Raw genomic sequence first — 18135 nt, forward strand, 5'->3', positions numbered from 1 at the left:
GTCAGCCCCTCCGCGAGCTGCTTCCCTTAGCTCCCGTCTAGCCCGCGGAGTCCGCTCTCGCAGCTGTTCCTCTAGGCGAAGCACACGCAGGGGCGCAGCGGCTGTCCGTAGCCTACAGCCCGCCGCTTCGCCGCCCCTCGGGTAGGCTGCGCAGACTGATATCCATCAGCGCGCTGACAGCCGTCCCTCAGCTCGCCGACTGACGACCCTCACGGCCGTGACTGATACCCCTCAGCTCCCCCGCCCCTAGCCTCCAAGCCCCCGACAGCCCAAGCTTCAAGCGGTATGACGCTACACTATGGACGTTTTGAGGGTCGCCCCTGTAGGGCTTTATTCCTATTGATCTAGCCTACCCAGGGTTCCGTCACGCTTACAACGTTCCCTCACCCTGGGCTCTGATTGGGTCGCCCTGCAGGGGCTTCTCCAAGCCGCCTGAGCAAGCCTTGAGGATAGCCAGCTCCTCTTTCTACTTATCCCTTAGCCGATCTCTAAGAGTCCCTAGCCTATAGCAGATTTGCGTTAGGATTGCCCTTCTCCTTCTGGACAAGCCCCCGACAGACCAAGTTCCCCGCAGCCTATCCCTACCCATCCAGCTAAGGGCAAGCAGCTGCGCAAGCCCCTGCGGGGCGACCCGTCCAAAGCCCAGGGTGAAGGAACGCTGTAAGCGTGACAGAACCCTGGGTAAAGCATTCCCTTATTCAGCGAGCCCTACAGGGGCGACCCTCAAAACAAGGAAGACCAAGCGCAAAGCGGTATGACGCTACACCGCGGACGCTTTGAGGGTCGCCCCGTTGGGACATCTCCAAGCGGTTTGAGCAAGCCTTGGGCAGCCGCGCTAGCTCCCGACAGCAGCCTCCCGCTTCGTCCCCACTAGGGGCGGAGTGGGATATAAGAAAAGCCTCGGGGGCTGACCGCACTGGTCAGCCCCCGAGGCTCGTAGTCTTAGGGCTAGGTGGAGACGAGACAGGCGAGGCGGCTACTCGCCCGAGAGGGCGTGCCACAGTGGCTCGTCGGGCACAGGGGCCGTCAGATCTAGCGCTATCCCGCTGACGGGATGGACGAAGGTCGTGCGGCGCGAGAGCAGGCTGATGCTGCCGTCAGGATTACTGCGCGCAGCCCCGTACTTGAGGTCGCCTCGTATAGGGCAGCCGATGGCCGCCAGCTGGCAGCGGATCTGATGGTGGCGGCCCGTATGCAGCTCGACCTCCACGAGGTGATAGCGATCGCCCGAGGCGAGGAGACGGTAGCTCAGGCGTGCCAGCTTCGCCCCTGGGCGGTCGGGGCGCTGCGCTACGTAGCTCTTGTTCTGCTGCTCATTACGCACGAGGTAGTGCTCCAGCGTGTCGGACTCCTTCGGCGGGCGGGCGGTGACGATCGCCCAGTAGCGCTTCTGCACCTCGCCACGGCGGAAGAGCTCGTTCATACGGCTCAGTCCCTTGCTCGTCTTGGCAAAGACCACGAGGCCTCCGACGGGTCGGTCAAGGCGATGGACGACGCCGAGGAAGACATTGCCGGGCTTCTGATACTTCTCCTTGAGGTAGCCCTTGAGGGCTTCGCTCAGCGGTTCGTCGCCCGTCTTATCTCCCTGGACGATCTCGCCCGGGCGCTTGCTCACCACCAGCAGGTGGTTATCTTCGTAGATCAGGATAGGGGTGTATGGATGAGCCATAGGAGTAGGGTCATTTATGGAGACTACGTAGGGCGCGCTTGGTGATGTACCTTGTCTCGGGGCAGTCATGCTCCTCGAGCCAAGCCGCGCATAGGGTCTCGACGAACTGTGGCTGGGCCTTGGAGGCATCGTTGAGCCAGTTCCCCACACTATTCTGTACATAGCGCGAGGGGTCTCTACGCAGGGGCGTCAGGATAGGCAAGCCCAGCTCGGGCTGCTCCTTGAGCCGTGTGCTGTGTGCGCACCATACCCCACAGGGGCGGGTAGCCTCCGAGGCAAAGCGGCGAATATACTCGCTCTCATCCGTCTTCGCCCAATCTGCTAGCGCGGGGATAGCCTCATCCAGCTCGTCTATGATCTGCTGGCGAAGGGCAAACCAAGCGACCTCCCGCACGCCGAAGTGTTCGTCTCGAGCGAAGGGGTATATATAGCGTAGGGCCTCCTGCAGGCTCGTATGGGGCTGGGCATAGGCCGCCCAGCAGCGGAGCATGTCGGAGGGGTGTGTGGCCAGCTGATGGAGCAGGGTCTCGTCTCCCTGCTGGCGGGTGAGCTGGCCGAGGCTACGACCTATCACGCTACAGGTACTGTGGGTGGAGGGCTTCCTCTGGGCACGGATCTGAGCTAGGAGCTCGGGGAGATAGTCGCTACGCCCGAGGAGGTAGAGCTGGTGCTCCAGTAGGGCTACTTGGTCTACGGCTAACCACTCGGTGAGGTTGGCCGTCTCGGTCTCGCCTCGATTGATCTGCTCGAGTAGGTCTGTAGGGATCTGAGCGACCGAGCGTGCGCCTACACGTTTGGCTTGGGTCATGTATGGGGGACTACTGGGCTTAGTCGCCGATGAAGGTCGCGTTGAGCACCTCGCGGTAGCTGTTGAAGATGGCACTCTTGGAGATGAAGCCTAGGTAGCGACCCTCATCATCGACGACGGGCATCTTCCACGCCTTAGTCTCGTCGAAGAGGCGCATCACCTTGGTCATCGGCGTCGAGGCATAGACCTTGACCTCGGGTGTGACCATGAAGCGGCGAACGCGGTAGCGCTCGTAGAGCTCGGGGCGGAACATGATGTTGCGCACATTGTCCAGCTCCACGATCCCCACCAGCATACCCTGGCTATCGACGACGGGGAAGGAATTGCGATGGCTGACGCTGATGACGCGCACCATCTCCCCTAGAGTCATGTCGGGACTGACGCGCTCGAAGTCCTGCTCCAGCACGTGCTCGACATTCATCAGCGTCAGCACGGCCGTATCCTTCTGATGCGTCAGGAGCTTACCCTGCTCCGCCAGGCGCAGCGAGTAGATACTGTGCGGCATGAAGATACGTATCGTGGCGAAGGAGGTCAGCGAGACCAGCATCAGCGGCAGGAAGAGGTTGTAGCCGCCCGAGAGCTCGGCGATGAGGAAGACCCCCGTCAAGGGGGCATGCATCACCCCAGCCATCAGGCCCGCCATCCCGAGCAGGATATAGTTCTTCGGCGAGATAAAGACCTGCAGCGAGGAGAAGTAATTGACCAGGTAGGAGAAAATAAAGCCCGTGAAGCCGCCAGCAAAGAGCGTGGGGGCGAAGAGCCCGCCGCAGCCGCCGCCTGAGTTCGTCGCCACCGAGGCGAAGACCTTGAAGAGCAGCGTCAAGAGGAAGAAGGCAAAGACGACCCAATAGGAGCCCGCGAAGCCCTCGAAGAGGCTCCCCTCGAGCAGCTCGATATACTGCCCGTCCAGCAGCGTATTGATCGCATCATAGCCCTCACCATAGAGCGGAGGGAAGAGGAAGATCAAGAGAGAGAGGATGGCCGCGGAGATGAAGTAGCGACGGCGACGGCTCTCCACCCGCTTGAAGGCACCCTCGATGCGGAACATCGTCTTGGAGAAATAGAGCGAGATCAGCCCGCAGAGGATCCCCAGCAGGATCATCAGCGGGATGCGCTCTATATGGTAGGGATCTGTGGGGATGAACTGGAAGAGGATCTCCTTACCCGTGAGGATATAGGCCACAGCGGCCGCAGAGACGGAGCTCACCAGCAGCGGCAGCACTGAGGCCATCGTCAGGTCCAGCAGCAGCACCTCGATGACGAAGACCAGCCCCGTGATGGGTGCCTTGAAGATGCCTCCCAGCGCGCCAGCCACACCGCAGCCGATGAGCAGCATCAGGTTGCGCTGCTCGAGGCGGAAGAGGCGGCCGAAGTTCGACCCAATAGCTGCGCCCGTCAGCACGATGGGCGACTCCGCCCCGACCGAGCCCCCGAAGCCGATGGTGATGGCACTGGCTATGAGTGAGGACCAGGTATTGTGGGGCTTCAGCCGACTCTTGCGCTGCGAGATGGCACTGAGCACCTTCGTCACACCGTGACTGATGTCATCGCGCACCACGTAGCGTACGAAGAGCAGCGACAGCAGGATCCCCAGCGCGGGCAGGATCAAGTAGAGGTAGCTGTGCTCGTCTATACCGAGGAGCAGGAAGCGCTCTATATGATGGATGATGAACTTGAGGAAGGCCGCCAGCAGCGCCATCGTGACACCGATGGAGAGACTAAGCAGGAGGATGAAGTAGCGCTCGCTGATATGCTGCTCCCGCCAGACGATGAGGCGCTCCAGCAGCGTGCGGCCTGTGGCTAGTCCGAGCTTCATAGGGCGATAGCAAGCAGGCTAGGGACGGATGACCTTGACCTCTCCCGAGGGGCCCAGCATGATGATCTGCGAGGGCTTGCTAGGGGTCTTATCCGTCTGACGATAGCGTACGACGTAGTCTACACCCTCAAGGATCGCGGGGCTGATCCCGTCGAAGAAGAGCGGCGTAGGGTCGCCGCTGATATTGGCCGAGGTCGAGACGATGGGGCGACGCAGGCGGCGACAGAGGGCGGAGGAAAACTTCTCCCGGCTCTGCCTAATGCCGAGGCTCTGCCCCTCGCCTAGCAATGAGGGCGCCACACCCTTAGCCCCCTGATAGATGATGGTGATGGGACGCACCGCCAGCTCCATGAGGTCGTAGGCCACATCGGGCACGGGCCCGACGATGGACTCCAGTGGGTAGGTCTCGTCGATGAGTACGAGCATGCTTTTGCTATCGGCACGCTGCTTGAGCTCATAGATGCGGCGCACGGCCTCCTCATTGGTCGCGTCGCAGCCGATGCCCCATACCGTATCGGTAGGATATAGGATGATACCGCCGCGGCGCAGCGTCTCTACGGCCTGAGCTAGGTCCTCGGGGGCGTAGAGCTCCTCGTCCTTAGTCTTCTTCATGAGCCTTGTCTGTAGCTTGGTCCTTGGTATCGGTAGCGGGCGTACCCTCGGCCTCCTCGGGCCAGCCCTGGGCACGCAGCTTGATCTCTGCCCCATCGGGCGTGACGAGGTAGCAGCCTTGTCCCGCCTCCGTGACGTGCCCGATGACGTGCACCCCCTCTAGCGAGCGGATGCGGTCCAGCTCCCCGAGCGGCAGGGTGAAGATGAGCTCGAAGTCCTCGCCGCCGCTGAGGGCCACCGTCGTCGTCGACATGCCGAGCTCCTCGGCCATGCTGGCCGTCTCGACGTCGATAGGTAGGCGCTCCTCGTAAATGCGTATCCCTACGCCGCTTTCCTTAGCTAGGTGAAGCAGTTCGCTCGCCAGACCATCGCTGCTGTCGATCATTGCGGTCGGACGCAGTCCCTGCTCCTGAAGCTGGCGGATGATGTCCTGCCGTGCCTCGGGGCGTAGCTGGCGCTCGAGGATGTACTCACGCCCAGCGAAGTCAGGGTCAAAGTCGCCCGTCTGCCCCGCGAAGACGCGCTTCTCGCGCTCCAGCAGCTGCAGCCCCATGAAGGCCGCACCAAGGTTCCCGCTCACACAGATGAGGTCGGTAGGCTGTGCCCCATTGCGACGCGTCGCCTCCCCCTTAGCCACGATGCCGAGGCAAGTGATGCTCAGGCATAGCCCCGTGAGGCTGGAGCTGGTATCGCCGCCGATGAGGTCCACCCCATAGCGGTCGCAGGCCAGCCTCAGCCCCGCATAGAGCTCTTCGAGGTCCTCCAGCGCGAAGCGTGCCGACACGCCTAGCGAGACGGTGAGCTGCTGCGGGTGCCCGTACATCGCGTAGATATCGGAGAAGCTCGAGACAGCCGCCTTGTAGCCGAGGTGCTTGAGCGGGGTGTAGGTGAGGTCGAAGTGAATGCCCTCCAGCAGGAGGTCGGTCGTGACGAGGGTCTCAGTGCCCTCGGGGTAGGCTACGATGGCGGCATCATCGCCGACACCGAGCACGGTCGTGTCATTATGCTTGGGCAGCCCCTGGGTCAGGTGGCGTATAAGGCCGAACTCCCCGAGCTCGGCCAACTCTGTTCTCTGCATCTAGATGCTTGACTTACTTAGTTCGTACTGCTCAGCGTCTCAGCGCTGGCGGGAGAGCACTGGCTGCGCGCTGCAGCATCTGCTCGAAGGCCTCCCGCTGGTAGAGGATCTCCGTCCGTATGGGGAGGTAGTATAGATGGTCGATCAGCTCGGCGGGCAGCTCGTCCTGCAGCTCCACGAGACGCACGGCATCCTTCTCCGTCGTCATCAGGTAGAGCGGATCGGGGCTCTGGGCTTGCAGCGCCTCGTAGCACTGTGCGATGGTGGCGAGGTCTCGCGAGCGGTAGCTGTGGTGGTCGGGATAGACGAGGCGCTCGACGAGGCGGTACTTGCTCTCGAGGTAGCTGTGGAAGCTCTGCGGCGCGGCTATCCCCGAGAGGGCCACCAGGCGCACCCCGTCGGGCAGCTCGCCCCCACGATGGGAGGAGGCCGTGCCTGCTAGGCTACGTAGCCTGTGCGGACGATGGTAGCAGATGTGCGAGAAGAAGATCTGCTGATGCGGATAGAGCGCGAGGTTGCGCTGCATGATACGCATCTGGATGGGTGACATATCCTCGGGGCACTTCGTCATGATGATGGAGTCGGCGCGGTAGCGCGCTGAGGCAGGCTCACGCAGATTGCCTGCGGGGAGCAGGGCATCCTCATGCAGCTCGCGGCTGGCATCGATCAGGAGGATGCTGAAGGACGGGTGCACGTAGCGGTGCTGGAAGCCATCGTCCAGCAGCACCACCTCGGGACGCTCGGCCTCGGGCAAGGCCATGAGGTAGCGCATCGCTCTGCGGCGGTCGCCGTCGACAATGAGGCGCACCTCAGGATACTTGAGGCTCAGCTGCTTCGGCTCATCGCCTATCTGCTGCACGCTGGCCCCTGGAGTGACGTCCTGCAGGCCACGGCTGGAGCGCTTATAGCCGCGACTGATGACGGCCAGGCGGTAGCTGGGACGCAGCAGCTCGATGATCAGCTCGATGTGCGGCGTCTTACCCGTACCTCCGACGGTGATGTTGCCCACACAGATCAGCGGGATGTCGTAGTGGTGCTCCCGCAGCAGCCCGCTATTGAAGAGGTAGTTGCGGAGGCTCACCCCAGCGCCGTAGACGAGGGAGCAGAGCTTGAGGAGTGGATTGTCGCGGCGCTGCATAGCAGGGAGCTGTGGGGGCTAGCAGGCTAAGGCTTAGTAAGGTGTCGTGCCGTAGGGCAGACGAGCCTGGATGCCTGAATAGGTGGTGAGCTGACGCATCAAGAGGCTGACGCGGCGCTCTTCCTCGGTCATGAACTTGGCACGCAGACGGGCCACGAAGCTATCGGAGGTCTCGCTGGAGAAGAGCTGATCCCAAAGGCTGCGGGAGGTCTCCCCATAGTTCACACGGTAGTTCTTGCTGATGCCAGCGAGCTTGGCGGCCAGTTGGATGGCAGTGTCGAGCCCACCGAGCTCATCGACGAGGCCGAGCTCCTTGGCCTTCGACCCCAGCCATACGCGACCCTGACCAACCTTGTCGACCGAGTCAACGGGCATATCACGCCCCTCGCTGACACGGCTGAGGAAGGTGCGGTAGCCGCGCTCGACCATACGCTGCACAGCGCTGCGCGCCTCGGGACTAAGGCCCTGCAACTGGAAGCCGAAGAAGCTCGCATCGAGCACCCCTGCATAGGGCGAAGTCTTGACGACGTCCATCGACAGTCCAAGACGCTGCGCCAGTGCCGAGGCGTCGGGGATGATGCCGAAGATACCGATCGATCCCGTCAAGGTCATGGGGCTAGCGACGATGGCATCTGCTGCCGAGGCGACGTAGTAGCCCCCCGAGGCTGCGAGGTCTCCCATAGAGACGACGACGGGCATCTTCTTCTTGAGGCGGCGCATCTCGTGCCAAATGGCCTCACTGAGGAAGGCACTACCGCCTGGGCTGTTGATACGCAGCACGAGGGCCTTGGCCTTGCCCTCCTCGGCGACCCGCTTGAGGTCCTGGGCCAGCTGCTCACCTATCCCCTCACCATAGGAGCTGCCCGACATGATGTCGCCCTCGGCATAGAGGACGGTGATCTCGGGAGCATCACGTAGCGGACGACGCTCGTCGGGCTGCGCTACGAGATCCGCGAGGCTGGCCTGGTGCAGCTGCTTGGGGGACTTCACCCCTACAAGGCGGCTGATGATATCCTCCATATCGAGGCGGAAGACCAGGCTATCCACGAGTCGATAGCGCAGTAGCTCACGTGCCTCATCGAAGGCGCGGCCCATATTCGTGAAGGTCTGCAGGCTCTCGACCGAGATACGCCGTGCAGAGGCAATCCCCTGAAGCATGTGCTCCCATACGCCCTCGAGGTACACGCGCGTCTGCTCCCTATTGGGCTCGCTGCGCTGGTCGAGGATGTAGGGCTCGACGGCCCCCTTGTAGGTGCCCACCTTGAAGACCTCGGCCTTGATCCCGAGCTTGTCCAGCGCCTGACGCATCATCATTGTGCTGCTGGCGAGCCCGACGAGGCTCACCGAGCCCTCGGGGTTGATGTAGATCTTGTCCGCTGCCGTAGCTAGGTAATAGGCGCGCTGGTCGTAGCTGTCACCATAGGCGTAGACGAACTTCCCCGACTTCTTGAAGTCGAGGAGCGCATTGCGCAGCTCGTCGATAGACGCCAGTCCCGCATTGAGGGACTCTACGTTGAGATAAATCCCCTTGATCTTATCGCTAGCCTTAGCCCTGCGTATGCCCTCGATGGCCTGCGTCAGCGAGACGGGCTGACTGCCCTTATTGCCTGGCAGGTACTGCATCCAGTCATCGGTGGTCACGATCTCCCGTATGTCCGCCAGGTCAATGCGCAGGACGCTATTAGACGCCAGCTCAGGCACCCGTGAGGAGGGACTCGGGATCATCATCGCAATAAGTACGAAGAAGAACATGATCGCCAGCCCGCAGGCGATGACGTGTGCACCGAGGAAGCCCAAGAAGGCAGCTAGTACCGTTTTCCCAAAGCTGAGTGGTCTACGTGGAAGTGGGGTTATATCCATGATCAAAGGGGCATAAATGCGTGTGTACAAATATACTGATTTATCCCTATAGTCCTTATCACCCCGCTAGATGCCTCTGCGGACAGAGCCTCATCCTACCCCCACCTCCCTCCTCTCATCTATAGACGAAGAGCAGCAGCCTAAGCTCCAGCGGCGCGCAAGCTAAGGAGAAGGTCTCCCGAGGGATATCAGTCAGCCCTCTGAGTGCCGCCAGTCACCGCGCTGAGTACCGTCAGTCAGCCCTCTGAGGGTCGTCAGTCAAGCGGCTGAGGGATAGCGAGCAGGAGGAGAAAGGGTAGGTCTGGAAGAAGGGAGCCCGCCCCCACGTAGCGCTGAGGCTAGGTGGGGGCGGGCTGCTTGGTTTAGGGGGGCGGGGGCGAGGCTAGAGCTTGCCGCCCGTCGTCTTGAGGATCTCGTCGAGCGTCTTGGCGATCCTCGCACCACGCAGGTCGCGGGCTACGATCTTGCCGTCAGGAGCGAAGAGGATGAGCTGAGGGATACCGCTGATACCATAGAGGTCAGTAGCCTCCTCCTTGTTGAAGATCTGAGGCCAGGGCAGCTTGAGCTCCTGGACAGCCTTCAGATAGTCCTCCATCTTATCCCAGACAGCGATGCCGAGGACCTGGAGACCCTTGGGGCCGTAGACCTCCAGAGCCTTCTTGAGGTGGGGCATCTCGGCGCGGCAGGGCCCGCACCAGGAGGCCCAGAAGTCTACCAGCGTGTAGTGCCCCTTGCCGACATAGTCGCTGAGGCGCACCTCCTTCTGGTCGTCGCTGAGGCCCTTGAAGTCCTGGAACATCGCCCCGGGCTGCGTGGCCTCGAGCTTGCGACGGCTGTCGAGGTACTCCTGCACACGGGGGTCCTGCTGCACAGCCTTACCAGCGCGGGAGACGTAGCTCTCGGCCTTGGCGAGGTCGACACTGGAGCCGCGCATGAGTTCGGTCAGGGCGTAGAAGCCGAGCCCGTCGTCCTTGTGCATGTCGAGGACAGCCAAGAGACGAGGCTCGAGGCCGCTGTAGAGCTCGTTTAGGATGGCCTCGCACTTGGCATCGCGCTCCTCAGGGGTGAGCGTGGTGTCCTTGCGAGCAGCCTTGTAGCGCCCGAGGAAGCCATCGGCATAGTTCTCGATCTCCTGGCTGAGCTTAGCGCGCTCGTCGTTGAGCGGCGCGCCCTTAGCGTGCGGGCCGTTCATGGGCGCCTGGATGACCCCCTCCTCGACAATGAAGGGAAGGGCATAGGTCATAGGCAGGTAAAGCTGCCCCGCGAAGCCATCCTCAGCTACGGAGCGGTCGAAGGTAAACTTACCCCCCTCGATCTTGGTGCTGTCGGCGGGCTTCTCCTTCATCGAGCCCTTAGTATAGAGATAGACCCACTGGCCGTTGTGCTTCTCGGGCACGGAGCCGAGGATAAGGTAGCGCCCAGGCTGGTGGGACGCTGGGCTGGCGACCACGGCGCGAGCCTCGGGACGTACGGCGGCCTTCTTGCGGCGCTGAGCCACGGCGGGTAGCGCGGTGGCTACAGCCAGCGCTAGGAGCCCGACGCGGAGCCATTGATTCTTGTTCATTGCGTCTGTTCGATTATTTAAGGTGAATAGTAGCGAATGCTTGCTGTCTGCAGCGGGCACAGCTAAGGCTTAGCCTCGAGGCAGATGATCTGGGGCGTGCGTATGCCCGGCATCTGCTCGCCCTGCATCACGAGGACGCACTCGGGGCTGTAGACGAGGAGAGTGGCGCCAGCGCGAGCAAAGTGCTCGTCCGAGACGCGGCTGGGGAGCCAGCGCCCTCGCTTGGGGTCAAAGAAGCTGAGCGAGCGCTCGAAGCGGTACCACTCCTTAGGGTGGCGCAGGTAGCCCGCCTGCTCGGCCTCTATGCGCGCCCGCTCCTCGGGGGATAGCCCCGAGCTGGGGAGTGCTAGGAGCCGAATGCGCTCGAGGGCTGCGGAGAAGACCTCACGGTCGACGCCGCCAGCCCCAACAAGTGCCCCACCCCAGGGGAAGAGCAGGCCGCCCGAATGCTCGTTGGCCGGCGCTCTACGATAGTAGCCGCGCCAGCCCAGCTCGGGGCGTGAGGTGATGAGGCGGTATAGTCCCTGCTGTACCCGTGCTGGGCGCATCGGGCTACCGGGGGTGAAGCCTCCGCCGACCCAGAGCGTATCGCCCTGCATGGTCGCCACAGGCTGCACGTAGCCCTCGGGGTCGGGTAGATCCGCCAGGCGCTGCCAGCCACGCTCGGGTGCCGAGCGGTCGTAGCGCCATACGGCTCTGGAGGGACGGCCATCCTGATTGCCCCCGACTATATAAAGGTAGCTCCCCGAGGCAGCACCGGCCGCATTGTCGAGCGTGAAGGGGAGCGGAGCGAGCTCTCGGTAGCGCACTTTTCCTCCCTCGAGTGTCAGGGCATAGACCTCACGGCGCGCACCCTCTGGGCTCTGTCCGCCCAGCAGGAAGAGCGTGTCGGCCGTCTGGAGGCTCAGCCCGTAGGCCAGGGGACGAGGCAGCGCCGTCGTCGGGCGCCAGCGGAGCTCCGTGCCGTGGAGCTCGCCGAGGAAGGCCTGGCGGTAGAGGCGCTTGGCTCCGCCCTCGGCCGCAGGACGCTCGGGGAAGTTCGCCCCACCTGCGAAGAAGAGCAGCCCCCCCAGTCGCCCCGCCGCTGCCGCCGACACGCCGAGGCTGTCGTAGGCAGGGTCACCGAAGCGGCTCGGTAGCTCCCTATAGCTCAGCCTCGGCGCGCGTAGACTCGGGCTACAGGAGCCGAGGAGGAGCGCACCGAGGAGGAGCGGGAGCACGAGGGGCAGGGGGGAGCGGCTAGACACGCGCCTTGATGATGAGCTTGCGGATCTTCTCGCCCTGCCCGATCAGCGGCGCATGGGCGTCCTCGGGGTAGACGATGGCGAAGTCTCCAGGCTGGAGATCGACGTAGCTCGTGGGGGTGTCGTCGTAGAGGACGAAGTCATTCTCCACGTCGAAGGCCGCACGTGGGCGCTCGCAGCTGTCGGTGCTGCGCCAGCCGATGCGCTCACGTCCCTCCAGGAGGACATGGATGTCGAGGTAGGCCTGATGGGCCTCCAGTGGCTGGTCGGCCTGGAGGACGGTCGCGGGCTCGACGTTGTTGATGAAGAGCGTGTCGCCCTCCAGCTCGATGCGGCCGAGCTCGGCATGCAGGAGGTCGTGCTCCTTGACGTAGGCGAAGACGCGTGCGAAGAGGGGGTGGAGCGCCTCGTAGCGGGCGCTATCCTTGAGTGTACCTAGTACCATGAGCGTAGGGTGTATATATAATGTATAGGAGGAGCGAGGGGACTACTCCATATTGTCCGTGGTGGGGCGCAGGAGGCTGAGCTGTATCGCTAGGGCCACAAGGACGATGCCCCCCAGCAGGACGAAGCCAAAGCCGAGGTTGCCCTCATCCTTCCAGCGACCCAGTACCTGCGTCACCGCAGCCCCTGCGAAGACGCCTATCATATTCATGAAGCCGTAGGCCGTAGCGCGTAGGCGGGAGGGGACGAACTGGCAGAGGATAGGCATATTGTTCGCGTCGAACATCCCGTAGCCCACGCCGAAGAGGATCCCAGCCCCGACGACGGCGACCGTGGAGTGCCCGTAGCCGAGCAGCATCAGCGAGGGTACGGTCAGCGCCAGCCCTATAGCGCCCGTATAGATACGTCCGCGGAGGTTGCGCTTAACCCAGCGGTCGGAGAGCGTCCCCCCGACGAGTACCCCGACGAAGGAGGCCGCTGCGATGGTGATGGTAGAGAGGGGGCCGGCGGCGCTCATCTCGATCCCGAGGTTCTCGGAGAAGAGGGTCGGCAGCCAGTTCTTCGTAGCCCAGCCGGGGAGACTAGGGACGGCGAAGTAGATGAGAATGGCCCAGAAGGCGACGTTCTGGAAGAGCCAGGCGAAGCTCTGCCCTAGGCTGCGGAGGGTGAAGCTCTCGGCGGGCTTGGCCGAGGCAGAGGCAGCGGGCGCCTTCTTCGGCATCTCGTGCAGGAAGAGCAGCAGTACCCCAGCGTAGACCATCCCGATGATCCCAAAGGTGAAGAAGGTCGTATGCCAGCTGTAGGCCGAGGCGAGCGTGGCACCGAAGCCCCCAATCGCCTGCCCCATATAGAGCCCCGTCATGTGGATCCCTACGGCCAGCGAGCGGCTCTTGCCCTCGTGGTAGTCGGCAATCAGCGAGAGGCCTGCGGGGATGTAGAGGGCCTCACTGACCCCCATCAGGGCACGTAGCACCTTGAGCGTGGTGAAGTCATTGGCCACCCCCATGAGGAAGGTCACGAGCGACCAGATGAAGATACTCCCGACGATGAGCCACTTGCGGTTGACGCGATCAGAGATAGCTCCAGCGAAGGGGCTCACACAGCCATAGATCCAGAGGAAGATGGCCATGAGGATGCCGAAGTTCTCCGCGCTCTGCAGCTCGGTGATGTCCAGCATCATCGCATCCTTCATCGTGCTGAGCATCTGACGGTCCATATAGTTCAGGAGCGCCACGACCCAGAGGAGAGCGACCACGAGCCACGGGTAATAGCTCTTGCTACGTAGTGAGGTAAACATGCGTGTCTTTAGTAGTTAGTGAGCGGGTGAAAACAGATTGATTTACACTATACGAAGGCAAAGATAAGTATTTATCCGAGGAGCGTCCAAGTTACGTGCCTCGGCCGTGTTCCCCCTCTGCTATCGCCTCACGCCCTGCCCGTAGTCGAGGGTGAAGAGCTCCCGGCTACCCTCGGGCCAGTCCCTCAGCTGAGCTCGGTGCGCCAGTACGCCCATCGTGCAGCGCAGGTTGATCTCCACGGCGGGATGCAGTGCGAGGACCTCGCCTCGGCGGTAGACGAAGAGGTCTATACCTATATATCCGACGTAGCTCGAGCCCGCGAGCTGCTCGCTGAGGTAGGCCTCGTGCAGCGCGATCAGAGCCGCCAGCTCCCGCTCGGGGACGAGCGCCCTGAGCCGCTCCCCGAGCTGCTGCTGCGTCCACAGCACATTGCCCGCATAGGCGCCACGCTCGGAGGTGACGAAGTGCGAGTAGCCGACGAAGTGCACCGCGCCCGTCTCGAGGCGCTCGTACTCTAGGGCCCAGTTGGCCACCACCTGCCAGTAGGGCTCGAGGCTCACCGAGCCCAGGCGCTGGCAGCTGCCGACGGCGGAGGCGAGCTCGCGCGCCTCGGGCAGCGCCGAGACGAGCTGCACGCCGCGCCCCGAGGAGCTGTAGGGACGCTTGAGCACGAGCCGCGCACCCGCCGCCTGCTCCGAGCCGAGTCTCCGCCAGAGCTGGAGGAGCCGCCGCTCGGTCTCGGCACGATCCGCCCCCGCCTCCACCCAGTGCGCCCGTAGTGCCTCGGGATAGCCAAGCTCGCGGCAGCAGCGCTCCACGAGCCCCGCGCAGCCTCGACGATGCGCCAGGCGGCGGTAGGGCACATCCAGCTCGGGCAGCAGCAGGCGATAAGGAGCTAGGCAGGGCGCTGCCGTCAGTTCCTTGAGGATATGCGGCTCCAGCACCCAGGGCTTGACCTCCAGTACCGTCCCCGCCTCGGGAGGACGCGGCAGCTCCGCTCCCTCATGATCGAGGAGGCGTGCCGCGCTATCCTCCAGCGCCGGCAGATAGAGGTAGTCGCCCTGCTCTGCGAGTAAACGCAAGAGGTGCGTCGCCTCATAGCGTAGGCGACGCACCTCTCGGCTGGGACTATAGTGCTGCTGGGCTGGGAGGCGCAGAGCCTCCTCTCCCCCAGCGTTGAAGACCCAGAGGCGTGCTGTGGGACTAACCGCGGCGCTTGAGCTCGTCACGGATCTCGCGAAGCAGCTCGATATCCTCAGGCGTGGGAGCGGGTGCTGCAGGAGCTTCCTCTTCCTTCTTGCGGAAGCTGTTCATCAGCTTGATGATGCAGAAGATGGAGAGGGCGATGATGAAGAAGTCTACCGTCGTCTGGACGAAGTTCCCCCAGTTCAGCTCGATAGCCTCCTTGACTACGCTACCGTCAGCAGCGAGCTCTGCAGGGCGCAGGACAGCCTTAGCGTCAGCAAAGTTGCTGCCCGTGATGAGGCCGATGGGAGGCATGATGATGTCATTGACCAGCGAGGATACGATCTTGCCGAAGGCACCACCGATGATGATACCCACTGCCATATCCATGACGTTGCCCTTGAGGGCGAATTCCTTGAATTCCTGTACGAACTTGCTCATAAACTTTGGTTGATTATCAATGTCTGTCACCCTATACGAGTCGCATAGTGGTGTACAAATATAGCAAAAATACGTAAAGAAGTACGCTGCTATCCGCCTCAGCACCTGCCACCTGTAGCCCCGCCGCCTCGCCTCCGCCCCGAGCGGGCAGCGCCTCGTCCTAGGGCGGAGCTCCGTCGAGGGATATCCCTCAGGCCCCTCGAGGGATATCAGTCAGCGCCCTGAGGGACGGCAGTCAAGACGCTGAGGGATATCAGTCAGCGCAGCCCCCCTTAGCTGAGGCTGCGGGACGAACTAAGGGGAGACAAACAGCGCAGCCTATTCCACCGCACCCACTCCTAGGGCTCACCTTGGGCGACCTTAGCCTTCACGAGCTCCAATCCAGCCTCTGCCTGCGGGCTGAGCGTGCGGGGAGGAGCTCCAAAGGAGGACTGCAAGCGGCGGTCTAAAACTAGCGGGGGAAGGCTCAGGCACAAGGAATAATGAACCTTTAAGCGGAATCTTGCTTTCTATTGCAGAAACTCGTGTTTTACTTATCTTTGCAATAGAGTAGCGCGCTCCCTAAAGGGATCGTACACTCTAATTGATTGTGTAACACCATACACGTATGCATATGAAAAAACTCTCTATCGTATTGTGCGCTTCGCTGCTCGCAGGTATCAGCAGCCAAGCTCTAGCACAGGTACAGGATGTCAGCTTCACCGTGGCCCCCGTCATCGGGTATACCCAGTGGAGCAAGAAGCTTAACCTTGGGGATGCTCCCTACTGGGGGATTCGTGCCGGCTTCGGCTTCGGTCCCCTCTTCGAGATCCGCGGGCTCTATGAGCGCAGCTATGACCTTAAGGGCAAGACCAAGGACACGCGTCCCGACTGGGCAGCTAAGTGGCTCGACAAGCTCGACGACTCCAACGCCGACATCGAGCGCATCGGCGGTGAGCTCAAGCTCAACCTCTGGTCCAACGCCGTCGTTACCCCCTACCTCACCGCAGGCGGTGGTGTGATGAAGTTCACCTACACGGGTAAGCCCGTCGGTGGTCTGACGCAGGACTACAAGGAAGAGCAGATCTACGGGGCAGGTGGCCTCGGTCTGAAGTTCAACATGGGTCAGCGCGTCGCCCTCTCCCTCGAGGGGAAGGACCTGATGTTCAACGTCAACGGCAACAACCGCTTCCTCACCGACGCGACCAACGGCAGCAAGCTGCTGCACAACTGGACGGGTCAGGCCTCGCTGGACATCTACTTCGGGGGCTCCTCCTCACAGCCTAGCGACGCCGTATCTCGCGCCTACAAGAACCTCTACACCGACGGCTTCCGCGGCCTCAAGTTCGTCCTCGAGCCTGGCGTAGCCTATGTAGACTTCGCCAACAACACGGGCTACGCTGACCAGTGGTTCGTCGGGGGATCTGCAGGGGTAGACTTCAGCAGCATCTTCGGCCTGCGTGGGTTCTACTATCAGGCTACCGAGAAGCCCCAGACGCTCAAGCTGAACTTCAACGATCAGCTAGCTATGTACGGGGGGAACTTCATCGCTCGCCTCAACATGCCCCTAGGTCTGACGCCTAGCCTCAATATCGGTGCAGGTTACCTGGACGCAGGTAAGAAGTACGTCGGTGACGGCAGCGCAGTCAAGGCCGAGAGCGGTCTCTTCCTCTTCGGTGGTGCTGGGCTCGAGATCCCCCTGCACCGCTACGTCGCCCTCTACGGGAATGTCAACGCCATGCTGACGCAGCGCGGCAATCCCGACATCACGGAGGTGACGAACCCCGAGCAGGTCAAGGTCGCTACCTTCTACCAGGCTGGCCTGCGCTTCAACCTCGGTCGCTCTGCACGCGATGGCCGCGCTCTCTACGAGAACTACAGCCAGGAGCAAGTGAACAGCGCCCTTGCTGAGGCCAACGAAGCCAACCTACAGGAGCTGAACAAGCTGCGCGCCAAGTACGACGCACGCATCCAGAAGCTCAACAAGCAGCTGGAGGAAGCTGTAGCCCGTCAGGACACGGCCTCCGCTGTACGTATCCTCGAGGAGAAGCAGCGCGTGACAGCCAGCGCCAGCACCACCGAGAAGAAGGTGCAGCAGACACAGAATGCGCCCCGCACGGTGACGCTGACCACGACGCAGTTCGAGCAGCTCGTACGTCGCGTCATCAGCGACCTGGAGAAGAGCAAGACGCCCGCTAGCAACTCGCTCTCCGCCATCACCTCGAGCCAGCTCTCCGACCTCGACAAGATCCTCCTGCTGAATGCGCTCTACCACAACCCCCAGGCTACGCAGTTCGCGCTGCCCGCTCTGGCGCCCGCGCAGCCCGTACAGCAGGGTGCTGCTCAGCCCGACGCGCAGCAGGTAGATGCCAATATCGCGCTGGTCAAGCGCCTCGATCAGGTCATCGACCGCCTGGATGCCATCAACAGCAACCAGGAGGCTACCGCCAAGGCCACCACGACCGTAGCGCGCAAGGCCAGTGAGGCCACGACGGGCGCTACGCCTCTGGTGCAGCACGCACAGCAGCACATCATCGTCGCTGATCGTGACGCTGAGGGCAAGGTCCAGGCACAGGAGATCCGTGTCAAGGAGGCTAGCGAGCCCGTCTTCACGCTGACTCGTGCAGGCTTCTTCGTAGCCCCCAACTTCGGTGATCAGTTCCAGCTGAACGCTGGTGTACGTGCCTATGCCCAGATCGGCCAGTCGAAGTTCGACCTCGTGCCCGACGTCTACTACGGCTTCGGCAGCACCAATGGCTTCGGGCTCAATGCCAATCTGCACTACAACCTGCCTAAGTTCCTCGGCGCTGACTTCTCGCCCTACCTCGGCGTAGGTCTTGGCTACAACAAGGTCGGTGCTACCAAGCGCTTCCTCCCCAACTATATCCTCGGCGCTCGTCTAGAGAAGGTGCTGGGTGGGGCGCTCTCGCTCGACTACACGGTACGTGGTGCTCTGCGCAACAATCAGATCGCTGTCGGCTACAGCTTCAACCTCTAGT

General features: G+C 62.4%; 14 protein-coding genes. 1 reads left to right on the forward strand and 13 read right to left on the reverse strand.

From position 1 onward, the window contains the following. Positions 1-976: 976 nt before the first annotated feature. From J4862_RS06175 to mscL, 13 genes are all read right to left on the reverse strand, one after another. Positions 977-1669 carry an RluA family pseudouridine synthase gene (locus J4862_RS06175; protein WP_211788254.1) on the reverse strand — a complete coding sequence of 231 codons (693 nt, stop codon included), beginning with the start codon at positions 1667-1669 and terminating at the stop codon, positions 977-979. Positions 1670-1679: 10 nt separating this feature from the next. Further along, positions 1680-2477, reverse strand: a complete 798-nt coding sequence (locus J4862_RS06180) for a HEAT repeat domain-containing protein (RefSeq protein ID WP_211788255.1) — start codon at positions 2475-2477, stop codon at positions 1680-1682. A gap of 19 nt (positions 2478-2496) precedes the next feature. Next, positions 2497-4293, reverse strand: coding sequence for a chloride channel protein (locus J4862_RS06185; RefSeq protein ID WP_211788256.1), 1797 nt, complete (start codon positions 4291-4293; stop codon positions 2497-2499). 18 nt (positions 4294-4311) lie between these two features. Beyond that, entirely contained in the window at positions 4312-4905 is a 594-nt protein-coding gene (locus tag J4862_RS06190) for an L-threonylcarbamoyladenylate synthase (RefSeq protein ID WP_211788257.1), read from the reverse strand. Next, positions 4892-5983 carry a thiamine-phosphate kinase gene (gene thiL, locus J4862_RS06195; RefSeq protein WP_211788258.1) on the reverse strand — a complete coding sequence of 364 codons (1092 nt, stop codon included), beginning with the start codon at positions 5981-5983 and terminating at the stop codon, positions 4892-4894. Before thiL ends, J4862_RS06190 begins: the two co-directional genes overlap by 14 nt. 31 nt (positions 5984-6014) lie before the next feature. After that, the gene (gene lpxK, locus J4862_RS06200; protein WP_211788259.1) at positions 6015-7121 is read right to left on the reverse strand and encodes a tetraacyldisaccharide 4'-kinase; all 1107 of its coding nucleotides are present in this window, start codon (positions 7119-7121) and stop codon (positions 6015-6017) included. Between the two features lie 33 nt (positions 7122-7154). After that, on the reverse strand, positions 7155-8981 hold the full coding sequence (gene sppA, locus J4862_RS06205; RefSeq protein WP_211788260.1) for a signal peptide peptidase SppA: 1827 nt from the start codon (positions 8979-8981) through the stop codon (positions 7155-7157). A gap of 382 nt (positions 8982-9363) precedes the next feature. After that, complete coding sequence (locus tag J4862_RS06210) at positions 9364-10545, reverse strand: TlpA disulfide reductase family protein (protein ID WP_211788261.1); 1182 nt, start codon at positions 10543-10545, stop codon at positions 9364-9366. A 62-nt stretch (positions 10546-10607) separates the two neighbouring features. Continuing rightward, positions 10608-11792: a hypothetical protein gene (locus J4862_RS06215; protein WP_211788262.1), complete on the reverse strand. Its 1185-nt coding sequence runs from the start codon at positions 11790-11792 to the stop codon at positions 10608-10610. Further along, positions 11785-12234 carry a YhcH/YjgK/YiaL family protein gene (locus tag J4862_RS06220; protein ID WP_211788263.1) on the reverse strand — a complete coding sequence of 150 codons (450 nt, stop codon included), beginning with the start codon at positions 12232-12234 and terminating at the stop codon, positions 11785-11787. Before J4862_RS06220 ends, J4862_RS06215 begins: the two co-directional genes overlap by 8 nt. 42 nt (positions 12235-12276) lie before the next feature. Next, positions 12277-13530 (reverse strand): MFS transporter, encoded by a 1254-nt coding sequence (locus tag J4862_RS06225; protein WP_211788264.1) that lies wholly within the window; start codon positions 13528-13530, stop codon positions 12277-12279. A 120-nt stretch (positions 13531-13650) separates the two neighbouring features. After that, positions 13651-14760, reverse strand: coding sequence for a hypothetical protein (locus J4862_RS06230; RefSeq protein ID WP_211788265.1), 1110 nt, complete (start codon positions 14758-14760; stop codon positions 13651-13653). After that, positions 14735-15157, reverse strand: coding sequence for a large-conductance mechanosensitive channel protein MscL (mscL, locus tag J4862_RS06235; RefSeq protein ID WP_211788266.1), 423 nt, complete (start codon positions 15155-15157; stop codon positions 14735-14737). The genes J4862_RS06230 and mscL overlap by 26 nt, the downstream gene beginning before the upstream one ends. Before the next feature lie 613 nt (positions 15158-15770). Here mscL and J4862_RS06240 point away from each other — a divergent pair. After that, positions 15771-18134: an outer membrane beta-barrel protein gene (locus tag J4862_RS06240; protein WP_249107407.1), complete on the forward strand. Its 2364-nt coding sequence runs from the start codon at positions 15771-15773 to the stop codon at positions 18132-18134. Position 18135 lies beyond the last annotated feature (1 nt).

The organism is Porphyromonas sp. oral taxon 275 (genome assembly GCF_018127745.1).
GTDB lineage: Bacteria > Bacteroidota > Bacteroidia > Bacteroidales > Porphyromonadaceae > Porphyromonas.